Here is a 16,445-nt window from a genome sequence, read left to right as displayed (position 1 = left end):
GCCACGGCGCCGCTGCCCATCCCGCGCGGGCCGGGCGCGGCCGCACCACGGCCGGGGCGAGGCGGCTGGCGGCCCGCCCCGCGGGGGAAGCCGGTTCCCGGCTCCTAGTCCATGGTGATCCGGGGGGCCGCGGGGGCGACGGTGCCGGCCTTCTCCCAGACCCGCGCCGCGATGGCGCGGTAGAGGGTGGCCTCCTCGCTCTCCGGCTGGGCCAGGACGATCGGCGTCCCGGCATCGGCGGTCTCGCGGATCGCCAGCCGCAGCGGCAGCTCGCCCAGGAACTCCACGCCCAGCTTCTCCGCCTCCGCCCGGGCCCCGCCATGGCCGAAGATCTCGGTGCGGTGGTTGCAGTTGGGGCAGCAGAAATAGGACATGTTCTCGATCAGCCCGAGCACCGGGACATTGACCTTCTCGAACATCCGCACGCCGCGCCGCGCGTCGATCAGCGCCACGTCCTGGGGCGTGGACACGATCACCGCGCCCCTCAGCGGCACGCGCTGGCTCATGGTGAGCTGCGCGTCGCCCGTGCCGGGAGGCATGTCCACCACCAGCACGTCCAGCGCGCCCCATTCGACCTGGGAAAGCATCTGCTCCAGCGCGCCCATCACCATCGGGCCGCGCCAGATCATCGCCGTCTCCTCATCCACCAGGAAGCCGATGGACATGGCCTTCAGCCCCCAGCGGGAAAGCGGCTCGATCCGCTGCCCGGCGCTGCGCGGCCGCTGCTTCGTGCCCAGCATCTGCGGCAGGGAAGGGCCGTAGATGTCCGCGTCCAGCAGTCCGACCTGCAACCCCTGCGCCGCCAGCGCGACCGCGAGGTTGACGGCGGTGGTGGACTTGCCGACGCCGCCCTTGCCCGAGGCCACGGCGACAATGGCGCCGATCTCCGGCAGCAGCATCCTGTCCTGGCCCGGCGGCGGGCGTACGGCCCGGGGCGCATCCGCCGGGGGCGCCGCGCGATGGGCGGTCAGCACGCAGGTCGCCGACAGCACGCCCGGCACGGCGGCCACGGCGCGTTCCGCCGCGGCACGCACCGGCTCCAGCGCGCGGGCGCGCTCGCGCGGCACTTCCAGCGCGAACTGCACCAGCCCGTCTCGGGCCACCAGGCCCTGCACCCAGCCCGCCGAGACCACATCCAGTCCCGTCTGCGGGTCCCGGACCTCGGTGAGCGCCGCGCGGATCGCATCGGTCAGCGCGCTTTCCATGCCTCGTCCCCTTGACCTTTTCCAAATTACGGCAAGATTAACAAAATATCATGTAATGGCGGAAACTGCCGCATCGTCACACGGTCCATCCCGGCCACGGGGGCCATCAACCTGAATCAGGCCTTGAAGCCGGAACCCCGGAAGCCCGGGACTTCCCTTGAGGCTGCTCTTGCGCCCATGCTGCCATCGCGTGCAAGCCGGGGCGCGGGACGGCGCCGGTCCGCTGGCCCCCCGGCAGCGGGAGTGCCGGCAGGGCCGGGGACCTTCGCATGGCGGCCCCGGCTCCGGCACTCCCCGGTTTCCGTCCTGTCGCTTTCCCGCCCCGGGGAAGCCGGGCGGGCACCGGCGGTTGCACGCGTGGCAGGGACCGGGGCTTGACCCTCACCGGGTGGCGAACGGATAGCAGACGCGACCAAACCAGGGAGTACCTGACGGCCCATGCCGTGGAACAGCAACGGCGGACCCAATCCTTGGGGCAATCCCCGCCCGCCTTCGGGCGGGGGGAATGGCAACAACCAGGGCAACGGTCCCGGCAACGGCCCCTGGGGCCAGCCACCCCGCGGCGGGGGCGGCAACGGTCCCTTCGGCCGCGGTCCCGATCTCGATGACGTGATCCGCCAGGCGCAGGACGCCGCCCGGCGCTTCCTGCCGCGCGGCGGCGGGGGCGGAAAGGGCATCGCCCTGATCGGCCTGGCCCTCGTGGCCGTCTGGGCGGCCTCCGGCATCTACCGGGTGCAGCCGGACGAGCAGGGCGTGGTGATGCGCTTCGGCGCCTTCCGCGCGACCACCGGCCCCGGCCTGAACTACCACCTTCCCTGGCCGATCGAAAGCGTGACGACGCCGCGCGTGACCCGCATCAACCGCATCGACATCGGCTTCCGCTCCTCGGCGGACAGCAGCGCGACCAATGTGCGGCCGAATCCCTCGCGCAACGTGACCGAGGAATCGATGATGCTGACCGGCGACGAGAACATCATCGACATCGACTTCGCCGTCTTCTGGCGCATCCGCGACGCCGGCGAGTTCCTGTTCAACACCCGCAATCCCGAGCAGACGGTGAAGTCCGCCGCCGAGAGCATGATGCGCGAGGTGATCGGCCGCACCCCGATCCAGCCCGCGCTGACCGAGGCGCGCGCGCAGATCGAGCAGGCGGTGCGCCAGGGCACCCAGGCGATCATGGACCAGTACGGCGCCGGGGTGGAGATCACCCAGGTGCAGATGCAGAAGGTGGACCCGCCGCCCTCCGTGGTGGATGCCTTCCGCGACGTGCAGCGCGCCCAGGCGGACCGCGAGCGCGCCCGCAACGAGGCGGAATCCTATCGCAACGACATCATCCCGCGCGCCCGCGGTGATTCCGAGAAGCTGATCCAGTCCGCCCAGGCGGACCGCGAGGCGCAGGTGGCCCGGGCCAAGGGCGAGGCGCAGCGCTTCACCAGCGTGCTCACCGCCTATCGCACCGCGCAGGACATCACCCTGCGGCGCATGTACCTGGAGACCATGCAGGAGATCCTGCAGAACAACCCGAAGGTGATCGTGGACGAGAATGTCGGCGGCGTGCTGCCGCTGCTCAACCTCGACGGGCAGGCGGCGCCGCATCCGGCCGCGCCCCGCGCCCCCGGCCAGAACGGTGCCGCCCCGGCGCCGAACCCACCCTCCGGCGGCGCGCCCGGCACGGCCAGCGGCCTCGTGCAGCAGGGGGCTGGCCGATGAACCGCCTGATCGCGCTCGGCGCCGCCGTGGTGGTGGTGCTGATCCTCCTCAGCTCCACCCTCTTCACCGTGCACCAGACCCAGCAGGTGCTGATCACCCAGTTCGGCGAGCCGATCCGCGTGATCCGCGACCCCGGGCTGCATGCCAAGATCCCGCTGATCCAGAACGTGATCTCCTTCGACCGCCGGCTGCTCGACTTCGAATCGCCGGGCGAGGAGATCATCCTGGGCGACCAGCGCCGGCTGATCGTGGACAGCTTCGCGCGCTTCCGCATCAGCGACCCGCTGCGCTACTACCAGACGGTGGGTTCGCTGGAGAGCGGCATCCGCGGGCGGCTGTCCTCCATCATGTCGGGCTCGCTGCGCCGCGTGCTGGGCAACGAGCCGCTGCTCTCGGTGCTCTCGACCGACCGGCTGCGGATCATGAACACGATCCGCGACCAGGTGAATGCCGAGGCGGATTCCTTTGGCGTGCAGGTGGTGGATGTCCGTATCCGCCGTGCCGACCTGCCTGAGGAGAACACCCAGGCCATCCTGTCGCGCATGCAGTCGGAGCGTGAGCGCGTGGCGCGCGAGATCCGCGCCGAGGGCGCCGAGATCGGCACCCAGGTCCGCGCCCGCGCCGACCGCGAGCGCACCGTGCTGCTGGCCGAGGCCCAGGCCCAGGCCGACGCGCTGCGCGGCGAGGGCGAGGAGGAGGCGACCAAGATCTACGCCAGGGCCTATGGGGCGGACCCGCAGTTCTTCTCCTTCTGGCGGAGCATGCAGGCCTACCGGACGGCCTTCGTCGAGGGGCGGGCGGAAACCCGGCTGCTGCTGGCGCCGGACAGCGACTTCTTCCGCTACTTCCGCTCGGCGCCCACCCCGGGAAGCATCGTGCCCCCGGCGGCTCCGGCCCCCACGCCAACGCCCGCGCCGGCCCCGTAAAGGCGGGGCAGGTTCCGGAAGGGTTCCCGGAAAGGGGGGAACGGCCATGCCGTTCCCCCCTTTCCGTTTCCGGCAGGCAGATCCCGGGGCGGCGGCGGTCCGCGCTGAACAGGCTTTGATGCGGCCGCCCCCTTGATCCGCGGCGGCCTGGGGGAGAGGCTGGCGCGGAGTCATCCGATTGTGACCCTTTGTGGCTTTCCATGGCGGCACGAGTGGTCACATTCCAGGCTGATTTCTCAGACCGACAGGAAGGCAGAATCACCGTGCGTCCTTATCTGCTCGCCTCGGCGGCCATTCTGGCTGGCGTCGCCGCCCTCCCGATGGCGTCCGCCCGGGCCCAGGCTCCCGCGCCTTCCGCCCCCGCCCAGGCCCAGACTCCGGCCCAGGCCCCTTCCACCATCCCGGCGCCGGGCAGCACGCCCTCGCCGCAGATCCCCCTGCGCGATGCGCCGACCTCCTTCGCCCCCCTGGCCAAGCAGCTCCTGCCGGCGGTGGTGAACGTGCAGACCACCACCACGCTGCAGGCGCGCGGGCCGAACCGGCCGGATGCGCCCGAGATCCCGCAGGCGCCGCCGGGCAGCCCCTTCGAGGAGTTCTTCCGCGACTTCCTGGAGCGCAACCGCCCCGGCGGGCCGCGCCCCAACCAGCCGCCGCGCCGGGCGCAGTCCCTGGGCTCGGGCTTCATCGTCGATGCCAAGGAAGGCATCGTGGTGACCAACAACCACGTCATCGACGGCGCCGACGAGATCAACGTGGTGCTGCAGGACAACACCACGATCAAGGCGGAGCTGCTCGGCACCGATCAGCGCACCGACATCGCGGTGCTGAAGATCAAGACCGACCATCCGCTCTCCCAGGTGGATTTCGGCGACAGCGACACCGCCCAGGTCGGCGACTGGGTGCTGGCGATCGGCAATCCCTTCGGCCTCGGTGGATCGGTCACGGCGGGCATCGTCTCGGCGCGCGGCCGCGACATCCGCCAGGGCCTCTACGACGACTTCATCCAGACGGATGCCGCCATCAACCGCGGCAATTCCGGCGGCCCGCTCTTCGACATGCACGGCAAGGTCATCGGCATCAACACGGCGATCTACTCGCCCTCCGGCGGCTCGATCGGCATCGGCTTCTCCATTCCCGCCAACCTGGCCCGGAACATCGTGGCGCAACTGCGTACCGGCGGGCAGGTGCGGCGCGGCTGGCTGGGCGTGAACATCCAGCAGGTGACCGACGACATCGCCGAATCCCTGGGCCTGAAGGGCGGGGCGCGCGGCGCGCTGGTGGCGCGGGCCCAGGATGACGGCCCGGCTGCCAAGGCCGGCATCCGCGCCGGCGACATCATCCTGAAGTTCAACAACCAGGATGTGCAGGAGATGCGCAACCTGCCGCGCATCGTCGCCGAGACGGCGGTGAACAGCGAGGTGCCGGTCCTGCTCTGGCGCGAGGGCAAGGAGCAGACCGTCCAGGTGAAGGTCTCCGAGATTCCGGCCGACCAGCAGCAGGCGAGCACCGGCAACGCCCCCGCGCAGCCGGCCCTGGTGGAGCTGGAAGGCACGGGGATGAAGGTCGCCGCCGTCACGCCGGAGCTGCGGGAGCGCTTCTCCATCGCGCCCGATGCGAAGGGCGTGGTGGTGGTCGAGGTCGCCCCGGGCAGCCCGGCGGCGGATCGCGGCATCACCGCCGGCGACCGCGTCGTGGAGGTGCAGCAGGAGCGCGTGAACACGCCGCAGGAGCTGAAGGCGAAGCTGGACGACCTGCGCAAGCAGAACCGCCCCAGCGCGCTGATGCTGGTGGAAGGGGCGCAGGGCCAGCGCTTCGTGCCGCTTGGCCTACGCGGCGGCAACAGCCGGTAGCCGCGGATACAGGACCCCCGGCGGACATCCCGGGGGCCTGCCTCGCGGGGGCGCCCGTCGGGAGACACGGAAAGGGCCTGTCCGGCACGCCGGACAGGCCCTTTCCGTGTCAAGCTCTCCGGCTCAGTTGCGCTCGTAGAGCAGCCGGGCGCGGATCGTGCCGGGCAGGGCGCGCAGGTCGGCCAGGACCGCCTGGGGGTCGGCCACGTTCTCGGCATCCACCACGACGTAGCCGAGCTCCGGATCGGTCTGCAGCACCTGGCTCGCGATGTTGAGCTGGAACTTGCGGAAAGTGTCGTTGATGGCCGCCAGCATCCCCGCGATGTTGTGGTGGACATGCATGAAGCGCGTGCCGCGTGCCCGGGCCGGCAGGTTGGCCTCGGGAAAGTTCACCGCGCCCAGCGTCGCGCCGGTGTCGGAATAGTTCACCAGCTTGTCCGCCGTCTCCTCGCCGATGCGCTCCTGCGCCTCCTCGGTGGATCCGCCGATATGCGGCGTCAGGATCACGTTGTGCAGCCCCTGCAGCGGCGAGACGAAGCGGTCGCCGTTGCGCTTGGGCTCGGAGGGGAAGACGTCCAGCGCCGCGCCGCCCAGATGGCCGGCCCCGATCGCCGCCTTCAGCGCGTCGATGTCCACCACCTTGCCGCGGGCATTGTTGATCAGCACGGCGCCGGGCTTCATCGCCGCCAGTTCCGCCGCGCCGATCATGCCGGTGGTCTCCGGCGTTTCCGGCACGTGCAGCGTCACCACGTCGCTCTGCGCCAGCAGCTCGCCCAGCGAGGCGGCGGCCTGGGCGTTGCCGTGGCCCAGCTTGCGGATCGCGTCGTGGTAGATGACGCGCATGCCGAAAGCCTCGGCCAGGTTGCTGACCTGGGTGCCGATATTGCCGTAGCCGACGATGCCCAGCGTCTTGCCGCGCACCTCGTGGGCGCCGGTGGCGGACTTGTCCCAGCCGCCGGCATGGGCCGCGATGGAGCGGCCGGGGATGCCGCGCAGGAGCATCACGATCTCGCCCATCACCAGCTCCGCCACGGAGCGGGTGTTGGAGAAGGGGGCGTTGAAGACCGGGATGCCCCGCTGCCGCGCGGCGGCGAGGTCCACCTGGTTGGTGCCGATGCAGAAGCAGCCGATGGCGATCAGCCGGTCGGCGGCCTTCAGCACCTGCTCCGTCACCTGGGTGCGGGAGCGGATGCCGAGCAGGTGCACGCCCTGCACCGCCTCCAGCAGCGCCTCGCCCTCCAGCGCCTTGGCCTCGCGCCGGATGGTGGCGTAGCCGGAGGTGTTGAAGGTGGCGACGGCGCTGTCCGAGATACCCTCCAGCAGCAGGATCTTGATGCGGTCCTTGGGCAGGGAAATCACGTCGGGACGGGCCTCGGTCGGGATGGTGGAAGGGGGGAGGAGAGCCATGGCCGGGGAGTTCCTTCAGCCGAGGACCTGCCGGGCGGCCGCGGCCAGTTCCTCCGGGGTCGCGCCCGGCCGGAACATGCCCCGCAGCGCCCCGTCCGGGCCCAGGAGATAGACGAAGGCGGAGTGGTCCATCAGATAGTCGCTCGCCCCCGGCGGCGTCACCTTGGCGTAATAGACGCGATAGGCCTTGGCGACCTGGGCGATCTGCTCCGGCGTGCCGGTCAGCCCGGCCAGGGCGGGGTGGAAGAGGCCGACATAGTCGGCGAGCTTTTCCGGCGTGTCGCGCTCCGGGTCCACGGTGATGAAGAGAGGCTGCACGCGGGCGGCATCGGGGCCGAGCTGGTCCATGGCCGTGGCCAGGGTGCTGAGCTCGGTCGGGCAGACATCCGGGCAATGGGTGAAGCCGAAGAAGATCAGCACCGCCTTGCCGTGGTAGCTCGCCTCCGTCACCGGCTTGCCGGTCTGGTCGGTGAGCGCGAAATCGCCGCCGATCCGCGCCCCGGAGGGCAGCGTGACCGCGTTCGGCGAGGCGATCATGGGCCGGGCCGGGGTCTGCTGCCGCGTGACCATCCGCGCAAAGGAGTCCGGCCAGCTTTCCCCGGGTTCCCGCTGGAACCAGGCGAAGGCCCAGCCCCCCGCGAGGACCAGGACGAGCACGGCGATCAGGATCCGGAAGGCGCGCATCATGCGCCGCCCTATACCCTTCCCTGGCTCCAAGGCGAATGCCCGCCGGGCAGGGCCGGACTGCGCCCCGGGCACAGGAGGGAGGCGGAGGTCCTTAACCCCCTGTTCAGCAAGGGGATGCCAGAAACCCAGGGCCAGGAGGGCATCGGGACGGGCGTGCCAGGACGGCGTGCCGCAGAGGCGCGGACGCTGGGGGCTGTCTCCGGATGCTACAGATCTCGGGCCAGGTGCCGGGAACCATCCTGGAGAATTCCGGCGCGGGCGACTGGTCGGCGCGGCTGACCCTGTCCGACAGCGGCGGGCCGGCGGCGGGCGTGCTGGCGGTGGCTCTGACCGGCGCCGGTGCCGGCGCCTTCTCCGCCACGCTGGATGCCGCGGGCCAGACCGTCACCATCGCCCCCGCCCGGCTGCTGGACCGGGAGGACTGGGCCGCCGGGGCGGACCCGGTGCTCGCCTTCGACCTGCGGGTGCAGACCGCGGCCGGCTGGCAGGATCTCGGCACCGGCTGGGCCGTGACGCTGCTGGGGGTGGACGACACGCCGCCCTCCGGCCTCGCCTTCTCCAGCGGCGGCAGCGTGCTGGAAACCGATGCGGGCGGCATCGTCGGCCGCCTCGCCGCCAGCGATCCGGACAGTGCCGCCGCGCAGCTCACCTTCGTCGTCGCGCCGCAGGACGACTGGCGCTTCGAGGTGGTGGACGGCAACGTCCTGAAGCTGCGCGACGGCTACGACCTGCTGCGCTCGGGCGGCAGCACCCTGCCGGTGTCGGTCATCGTCTCGGACGGGCACCAGGACGCGGCGATGACGGTGGATGTCGCCGTGCTGAACGTCACCAGCGAGGACGACACGCCCGCCCCGCCGGTGCTGCGGATCGCCGATGCCAGCCTGGCCGAAGGCAGTTCCGGCGGCGGCACGATGCGCTTCGCCGTCAGCCTGTCGCGCGCGGCGGATGCGCCGGTGACGCTGCGATGGAACGCACTGTCCGGCACCGCCACGGCAGGGCAGGATTTCCAGGCCGCCAGCGGGCAGCTCACCATCGCGGCCGGGTCCAGCACGGCCAGCATCGCGGTGACGGTGCTGGGCGACCGACTGCGGGAGGCGGATGAGAGCTTCCGGCTGGTGCTTTCCGATGTTGGCGGCGCCGTGGTCGGGGATGGCGAGGCCACCGGCACCATCCTGAACGACGACCGCCCCACCGTCCTGGCGGCGGGAAGCTGGGTGGATGCGGTGGCGCGCGGCACCGGCAGCGTGGCGGTGGTGGCCGCCGCCGCCGGGGGCAGCCGTGCCGGGCTGAACGGCAGCGCGCTGGAGTTGCGCCTCGCCGATGGCACGCTGTTCGACCTCGGCGCGGTGCGGCAGGTCGATTTCATGGACGGCCAACTGGAGCTGGCCGCGGATTCCGCCGCGGCGCAGGTGACGCGCCTCTACCAGACGCTGCTGCTGCGCGATCCCGACCCCGGCGGCCTCTACCTGCACACGCATCTGCTGGAAGGCGGCGCCCTGACCCTGCTGAACATGGCCCGCAGCCTGTTGTCGAGCGCGGAGGCGCAGAGCCGCTTCGGCACGCTGTCCAATGCCGATCTGGTGACGCGCCTCTACACCATTGCCCTGGGGCGGCAGCCGGATGCCGGCGGCTATGCGGCGCACGTGAACGCGCTGGCGCATGGGACGGACCGGGCGCAGATCGTGCTGGGCTTCACCACTTCCGCCGAGGCGAAGGCGCGCTACGCGGCCTCGCATCCCGGCGGCACCTGGGTCGTGGACGGCACGGCGCGGGAGATCCTCTACGCCTATGACGCCGTGCTGGACGACGTGCCGGACGTGGCCGCGCTGGCGCGCTGGGAACAGGCGATCGCCGCCGGCACCTCCAGCCTGACGGACCTCTACCGCAGCCTGACGCAGACCCAGGCCTATCTGGCCCGGCACCCCTCCGGCGAAAGCGAGGCGAGCTTCCTCACCCGCCTCTTCGCGGATGCGCTGGAACGGGCACCCGGCGCGGCCGATCTCGCGAGCTGGCACGGCATGATCGCCAGCCATGGCTGGTCGGACATCGACGTGCTGATGCTGATCGGCCGTTCGGCGGAGGCCAGGGCCGCCTTCACCGCCCCTTCCGTGGCAGCCGGTGCGCTGATGACCGAGCTGCCCGCGCCCGGCACCGCCACGGTGGTCCGGCTCTCCCCGGGCGGCGTGGCGGCGGACATCGCCTTCTCGGCCGCCGGGGTGGCGGTGCTCGACGGCGTGTCCTCGGATGCCAGCCACTGGATCGCGACGCCCAAGGGCCTGGAACTGAACTGGGCGGGCGACACGCTGCTGCTGTCGGGCGCGCAGTCGGTCCGCTTCGACGACGGGCGGCTGGACCTGGGCAGCGGCACCGCCGCGGCCTGGGTGGTGCGGCTCTACGAGACCATCCTGATGCGGGAGGCCGATGCCAGCGGCCTCGCGACCCATGCGGCGCGGCTCGATGCCGGCCTGACCCCGGCGCAGCTTGCGGCGGACCTGGTGGGCAGCGCGGAATTCGCCAGCCGCTTCGGCGCGCTGAGCACGGCGCAGCAGGTATCAGCCTTCTACAAGGGCGCGCTCGGCCGCTCCGCCGCCGCGTCCGAGATCGACTACCAGGTCGCGCTCGTCGCCGGCGGCATGAGCAAGGCCGCGCTGGCGGTCGGGATCGCCGGATCGGTGGAAAGCCGCAACCTCTTCCTGGCGCAGCATCCGCAGGGCATCTGGCTGGCCGATCCCCAGGGCGCGAAGGTGGCCCGGGCCTATGAGGCGGTCCTGGACAGCGGGCCGGACGCCTCCTCCCTGCTGCTCTGGTCGCAGAAGCTCGCCGGTGGCGCGGCGCTGCGCGACCTCTATGCCGAGCTGATGCAGACGGAGCTCTTCACCACCCGCCATGGCGGGCAGGATGATTCCGGCTTCATCGCCGATCTCTACGATGCCGCGCTGGGGCGCGGCGCCTCGGCGGGCGAGATCGCGAACTGGAGCAACTGGCTCAAGGCGGGGCACAGCCGGCTGGAGCTCGCCTATGCCATTGGCGAATCGGGCGAGGCGCAGTCGCACAGCCATGCCCCGGCCGTGACGGCCGCCCCGGACTGGCAGTTGTGACAGGTCCTGTCATGGACCTTTGTCATGAGCGGGCGTGATGACGCCATGGGATGGCCGCACCCTTCTGGTCTGGCACGCCAGGAATGCCACCATGGGTTGAATAAAGGGTGTTTTCCTCGCGAAAAAGCGATAGGTTTCGGCCTTCACGCCAGCCGGATCGCATGAGGGTGCCAGTGCCGCGCAGCCATTGCCCGCGAAGGAAGACCGCGATCCCGCCGCTGGTGGCGGCCTGTGCCGTCCTTCTGGCGCTGCCCCCGCCGGCCCTGGCCCAGAGCGTGAAGACCGTCGTGGTGCCTTCCGGCTCCGGCGTGGTCGTGGCGCCCCGCAGCGCCCCGCCCCGGCTGGCCGCCCGCCCGCCCGCCGCGCTGCCCGCCGCCCCGGCGGGGCTCCGCTCCCCCGGGGAGGCAGAGCCGGAAAGCGGCAGCGCCATGCCCCTGCTGAGCCTCGTGCCGCTCGCCGCCGCGGCGGCGCTGTTCGCGGCCGGCGCGTCCGGCGGCGATGGCGGGGCACCCAGCCGGACGCGCTAGGTGCGGTCCGCCCCGGCGCCGGGGCGAAGATCGGCGCGGGTCTTTCCTTCGCCGCTCCCTCGTCGCAACCTGCGGCCCGTTTTCCCGGGAACCGCAGGAGAGTCTGGCCATGGCGACGCGGCAGGGCGCGCTGGATCGCGCGCGCGAATATTTCGACAAGGGCTTCCGGGACCGCCTGGCCGCGCTGGTGGCGATCCCCTCCACCTCGCAGGACCCCGCCCATGCGGTGGATTGCCGCCACTACCTGGAGGCGGCGCTGCGCCCCTGGCTGGAAGGGATGGGCTTCGCGGTCGGCATCCACGACAACCCGGCGGAAGGCTTCGGACCGATCCTGACGGCGGAGCGGATCGAGGACCCGTCGCGGCCGACCGTGCTGCTCTACGGCCATGGCGACACGGTGCACGGGCTGGACGAGCAGTGGTCGGAGGGGCTGAAGCCCTGGACCCTCACCGAGCGCGACGGGCGCTGGTACGGGCGCGGCACGGTGGACAACAAGGGCCAGCACGCGCTGAACCTTTCGGCGCTGGAGGCGGTGCTGGCGGAGCGCGGCGGCAGGCTCGGCTTCAACGTGAAGGTGCTGATCGAGACCTGCGAGGAACGCGGCTCGGCCGGACTGCGCGACTTCGTCTTCGCGAACCGGGAGGCCCTGGCGGCCGACGTGCTGATCGCCTCGGACGGGCCGCGCGTGGAACCGGGTCTGCCCACCATCGCCACCGGCACGCGCGGCACCTGGCATTTCGACCTCGTGGCGCGCTTCCGTCAGGGCGGCGTGCATTCCGGCCACTGGGGCGGGCTGACGAATGACCCGGCGGTGGTGCTGGCCCATGCCCTGGCCAGCATCTGCGACCGCAACGGCAAGATCCTGGTGCGCGGCTGGCTGGCCGGGGAGACGGTGCCCCCCGCCATCCGGCGCGTGCTGGAGGGTTGCCCGGTGGGCGGCGCGGGCGAGGCGGCGGCGATCGTCGAGGGCTGGGGCGAGCCCGGCCTGACCTCCGCCGAGAAGATCTATGGCTGGAACTCCTTCATCGTGCTGGCGATGCTCTCGGGGCGTCCGGAGAACCCGGTGAATGCCGTGGCGCCCTGGGCGACGGCCACCTGCCAGATCCGCTACACGGTGGATACGGACCCGAAGGGCTTCGAGGCCACGTTGCGGCGGCACCTGGACGCGCACGGCTTCCCGGAGATCGGCATCGAGAATGCCGGGCTCCGCATGCCGGCCAGCCGCACCGACCCGGACCATCCCTGGGTGCGCTGGGCCAAGGCGAGCATGGAAAGCGCGCTGGGCAGCCGGGTGCAGGTGATCCCCAACACCTCCGGCGGGCTGCCGGGCGATGTCTTCGTGGATGCGCTGGGCGTGCCGCTGGTCTGGGTCCCGCATTCCTACAACGGCTGCAAGCAGCACGGGCCGGACGAGCACGCCCTGCCGGCCACGCTGCGCGAGGGCATCGCCGGCTTCGCCGGCATGTACTGGGACCTGGGCGAGCCGGGCACGCCGCCGCGCGGGTGACGCCGCCCGGTGCGGGTCGGGCCACGTGCCCGGTCCCGCTTCCGCGCCATGGTTCCACCACGGCATCGCCCCGGCCTTGCCATGGGAGGCAGCGAGTCTTCCTCCCGGTCGTTCAGGAAGTGGGAGGAACGCCACCATGATGCGACGCCGAATTCTTGCCAGGCTTCTGCCGGCTCTGTTCCTGGCCCCGGCCCTTCTGAGCATGACCGCGCCGGCCCGGGCGCAGCCCGCCGATGCGGGGCAGCGCCTGCTGCAGGAAGGCGCGCGCATCCAGGCCGAGCAGCAGCGCCAGCGGGTCGAGCAGGACCGGCGCCGTGTCGAGATGGACCGCCGCCGGATCGAGGAGCGGCAATGGCGCGACACGCAGCGCCAGCGCGATGACACCATGCAGCGGCGGCGCGAGGCGGAATGGCGCCGCGAGCAGGACATGCGCCAGCGCTGGGAACAGCAGCGCCGCTGGCAGGACGCGGACCGGCGCCGGAACGATCCCTGGAACCGCTGGTAGGTTCCCGGACCCGCCGCGCGGAGGAGGAACGGGACTTCGTCACTCTTCCTCACGCGGCGGCCCATGGCTCCGTTACATTCCCACCCCAATTGGCGGCACTTTCCCACGGGGACCAGGACACGCCGCCATGACCTCCACCACCGCCACCCCGGCCCGGAACCGCTGGCCCGCTTTCGTGCTGGGCGCGCTGCTCGGCCTGCCCCTGGCCAGCCCCGTGCTGGCCCAGGGTGCCAGCCAGGCCCCGGCCCCCGCGCCCCAGGCGGCCCCCCAATCCCGGCAGGCCCCCACCACAGGCCGGGTGCCGCACGGCATGGCGCGGATCTTCGCCGAGGCCGATTCCAGCCACGACGGCCGGGTGACCTGGGACGAGGCCTGGTCCGCGCTTTCCACCCGTTTCGCCGCGATCGATGCCGACCATGACGGCGCCGTGACGCGGGAGGAGCTGCGCGTCTATGTGACCAGCCAGCGCGCCGCCGGCGGCCGGCGTGCCGACCGGCCCGTGCCACCCGCCATGGAAGCCCGGGCCGAGGCGCTGTTCCGCGCCGCCGATGCCAATGGCGATGGGCGCGTGACCCTGGCGGAACTCCAGCCTGTGGCGCAGGCCTTCTTCCGCATGGCCGATCGGAACGGCGACGGCGCCCTGACCCCGGACGAGCTGCGCCCAGCGGGCCATGGGGCGAGCCGTGGGGCAGGGCAGGGGGCGGCCCCGGCGCGCTGAGGCGCCACTCCCCGGGGCCGGGGATGCCCGGCCGGTGGGAGACCCCGGCCCGGTACGGTGCGACCCAGCGGGCCTGCGCGCTTGCCGGGCGGGCCGATCGACGCCAAGTCTCTTCCGTCCGTCCCTGCTTCCCGCCGCGGATGGACGCTTCCTGCCGGAGACGCCGCCATGCCCGTGATCCATTGCCATGAACCGGGGCCCCGGTCCTTGCAGCGGGATGGGGCGGGCGTGGCATGAGCTTCCTTTCCCTCTACCGGCACGGCTTCGCCCGCATCGCCGCCTGCAGCGGCCGCGCCCATGCCGCCGACCCGGCCCGCAACGCCGATGCCCTGCTGGACCTCGCGCACCGCTGCGACGCGCGGGGCGTGGCGGTGGCGGTCTTCCCGGAGCTCTGCCTGTCCGGCTACGCCATCGACGACCTGCTGCTGCAGGATGCGGTGCTGGAGGCGGTGGAGACGGCGGTGGCGCGGCTGGTGCACGAATCCGCCGGGCTGATGCCGCTGCTGCTGATCGGGGCGCCGCTGCGCCACGAAGGGCGGCTCTACAACTGCGCCCTGGCGATCCAGCACGGGCGGCTGCTGGGCGTGGTGCCGAAGATCCACCTGCCGAACTACCGCGAATTCTACGAGCGCCGGCACTTCGCCTCGGGCCTCGGTACAGAGGGCGGCACGATCGCGGTGGCGGGGCTGGAGGCGCCCTTCGGGCCGGACCTGCTCTTCGCCGCCGAGGACCTGCCCGGCCTCGTGGTGCATGCCGAGATCTGCGAGGACGTCTGGGTGCCGCTGCCGCCCAGCACCGAGGGCGCCCTGGCCGGGGCCACCGTGCTGGCCAACCTGTCCGCCAGCAATATCACCGTGGGCAAGGCCGAGACGCGGCGGCTGCTGTCGCAGAGCCAGTCGGCGCGCTGCCTCGCCGCCTATGTCTATGCCGCGGCAGGGGTGGGGGAATCCACCACCGACCTGGCCTGGGACGGGCAGGTCTCGATCTTCGAGAACGGCGCGGTGCTATGCGAGAGCGACCGCTTCCCCGCCGGCGACCAGATGGCGGTGGCGGATGTGGACCTCGACCTGCTGCGGCAGGAGCGGGCGCGCCAGGGCACCTTCGACGACAACCGCCGCCGCCACGGACGGCCCTTCCGCCGCATCGGCTTCCGGCTGGAGGCGCCGGAGGGCGACCTGGGCTTCGAACGGGCGGTGGAGCGCTTCCCCTTCGTGCCCGCCGATCCGGCGCGGCTGAACCAGGACTGCTATGAGGCCTACAACATCCAGGTCTCGGGGCTGGTGCAGCGGCTGCGCGAGGCCCGCATCAGGCGCCTCGTCATCGGCGTCTCGGGCGGGCTCGATTCCACCCAGGCGCTGATCGTCGCGGCCAAGGCCTTCGACCTGCTGGAACGGCCGCGCACGGATATCATCGCCTATACGATGCCGGGCTTCGGCACGAGCGCGGGAACGAAGACCAACGCGCACCGGCTGATGGAATCGCTGGGCGTCACGGCGCACGAGCTCGATATCCGCCCGGCGGCGCAGCAGATGCTGGACGATCTCGGCCACCCCTTCGCGCGTGGCGAGCCGGTCTACGACATCACCTTCGAGAATGTTCAGGCGGGGCTGCGCACGGACTACCTGTTCCGCGCCGCCAACCTGCATGACGGCATCGTGCTCGGCACGGGCGACCTCTCGGAGCTGGCGCTGGGCTGGTGCACCTATGGCGTCGGCGACCAGATGTCGCACTACAACGTCAATGGCGGCGTGCCGAAGACGCTGATCCAGCACCTGATCCGCTGGGTGATCGCCTCCAAACAGTTCGACGCGGCGGTGGGGGAGACGCTGGGCTCGATCCTGAACACCGAGATCTCGCCGGAGCTGATCCCCGCCACGGAAGGGCAGGCGATCCAGAGCACGGAGGCCAAGGTCGGCCCCTATGCGCTGCAGGACTTCAACCTGTTCTACACGCTGCGCTACGGGTTCCGGCCCTCCAGGATCGCCTTTCTCGCCCTGCGCGCCTGGGCCGATGCCGGGGCGGGGCGCTGGCCGCCGGGCTTCCCGGAGGAGGCGCGCCGGGCCTATGCGCTGCCGGAGATCCGGCACTGGCTGGAGGTCTTCCTGCGCCGCTTCTTCGCCTTCAGCCAGTTCAAGCGCTCCGCCATGCCGAACGGGCCGAAGGTGGTGGCGGGCGGCTCGCTCTCGCCGCGCGGCGACTGGCGCGCACCCTCCGACGGCAATGCCGAGGCCTGGCTGGAGGAGCTGCGCCGCAACGTGCCGGAAGGAAAGGCGGAAGGGCCGGGGCCGGAATAGGCCCTCCGGCC

At 71.9% G+C, this 16,445-nt stretch carries 12 protein-coding genes; 9 read left to right on the top strand and 3 right to left on the bottom strand.

The annotated features are described in order from the left end of the window. Nucleotides 1–104: 104 nt before the first annotated feature. Complete coding sequence (apbC, locus tag BT98_RS0108915) at nucleotides 105–1,205, bottom strand: iron-sulfur cluster carrier protein ApbC (RefSeq protein WP_019459315.1); 1,101 nt, start codon at nucleotides 1,203–1,205, stop codon at nucleotides 105–107. A gap of 438 nt (nucleotides 1,206–1,643) precedes the next feature. Here apbC and hflK point away from each other — a divergent pair, with 438 nt between their 5' ends. From hflK to BT98_RS0108900, 3 genes are all read left to right on the top strand, one after another. After that, on the top strand, nucleotides 1,644–2,915 hold the full coding sequence (gene hflK, locus BT98_RS0108910) for an FtsH protease activity modulator HflK (RefSeq protein WP_019459314.1): 1,272 nt from the start codon (nucleotides 1,644–1,646) through the stop codon (nucleotides 2,913–2,915). Next, on the top strand, nucleotides 2,912–3,841 hold the full coding sequence (hflC, locus tag BT98_RS0108905; RefSeq protein WP_019459313.1) for a protease modulator HflC: 930 nt from the start codon (nucleotides 2,912–2,914) through the stop codon (nucleotides 3,839–3,841). The genes hflK and hflC overlap by 4 nt, the downstream gene beginning before the upstream one ends. 263 nt (nucleotides 3,842–4,104) lie before the next feature. Further along, nucleotides 4,105–5,691, top strand: coding sequence for a DegQ family serine endoprotease (locus BT98_RS0108900; RefSeq protein ID WP_019459312.1), 1,587 nt, complete (start codon nucleotides 4,105–4,107; stop codon nucleotides 5,689–5,691). Between the two features lie 123 nt (nucleotides 5,692–5,814). On the opposite strand, the gene serA is transcribed toward BT98_RS0108900, so the two are convergent. Then, a complete protein-coding gene (gene serA, locus BT98_RS0108895) occupies nucleotides 5,815–7,098 on the bottom strand; it encodes a phosphoglycerate dehydrogenase (protein ID WP_019463304.1) in 1,284 nt (427 codons plus the stop codon). A gap of 15 nt (nucleotides 7,099–7,113) precedes the next feature. Further along, nucleotides 7,114–7,785, bottom strand: a complete 672-nt coding sequence (locus BT98_RS0108890; protein WP_019463305.1) for an SCO family protein — start codon at nucleotides 7,783–7,785, stop codon at nucleotides 7,114–7,116. 203 nt (nucleotides 7,786–7,988) lie between these two features. Here BT98_RS0108890 and BT98_RS0108885 point away from each other — a divergent pair, with 203 nt between their 5' ends. The 6 genes from BT98_RS0108885 to BT98_RS0108860 all read left to right on the top strand — a co-directional run bounded on the left by BT98_RS0108885 (nucleotide 7,989) and on the right by BT98_RS0108860 (nucleotide 16,434). Next, the gene (locus BT98_RS0108885) at nucleotides 7,989–10,883 is read left to right on the top strand and encodes a DUF4214 domain-containing protein (RefSeq protein ID WP_019463306.1); all 2,895 of its coding nucleotides are present in this window, start codon (nucleotides 7,989–7,991) and stop codon (nucleotides 10,881–10,883) included. 161 nt (nucleotides 10,884–11,044) lie between these two features. Continuing rightward, nucleotides 11,045–11,410 carry a hypothetical protein gene (locus tag BT98_RS0108880; RefSeq protein ID WP_139341682.1) on the top strand — a complete coding sequence of 122 codons (366 nt, stop codon included), beginning with the start codon at nucleotides 11,045–11,047 and terminating at the stop codon, nucleotides 11,408–11,410. Nucleotides 11,411–11,519: 109 nt separating this feature from the next. Then, entirely contained in the window at nucleotides 11,520–12,917 is a 1,398-nt protein-coding gene (locus BT98_RS0108875) for a M20/M25/M40 family metallo-hydrolase (RefSeq protein ID WP_019463308.1), read from the top strand. Between the two features lie 136 nt (nucleotides 12,918–13,053). After that, nucleotides 13,054–13,422: a hypothetical protein gene (locus BT98_RS0108870; protein WP_019463309.1), complete on the top strand. Its 369-nt coding sequence runs from the start codon at nucleotides 13,054–13,056 to the stop codon at nucleotides 13,420–13,422. A 127-nt stretch (nucleotides 13,423–13,549) separates the two neighbouring features. After that, nucleotides 13,550–14,140 carry an EF-hand domain-containing protein gene (locus BT98_RS26070; RefSeq protein ID WP_019463310.1) on the top strand — a complete coding sequence of 197 codons (591 nt, stop codon included), beginning with the start codon at nucleotides 13,550–13,552 and terminating at the stop codon, nucleotides 14,138–14,140. Nucleotides 14,141–14,373: 233 nt separating this feature from the next. Further along, the gene (locus BT98_RS0108860; protein WP_019463311.1) at nucleotides 14,374–16,434 is read left to right on the top strand and encodes an NAD(+) synthase; all 2,061 of its coding nucleotides are present in this window, start codon (nucleotides 14,374–14,376) and stop codon (nucleotides 16,432–16,434) included. Nucleotides 16,435–16,445: the final 11 nt, after the last annotated feature.

This window comes from Roseomonas mucosa ATCC BAA-692, assembly GCF_000622225.1.
GTDB lineage: Bacteria > Pseudomonadota > Alphaproteobacteria > Acetobacterales > Acetobacteraceae > Roseomonas > Roseomonas mucosa.
This window is presented reverse-complemented; position numbering and strand designations above follow the sequence as displayed.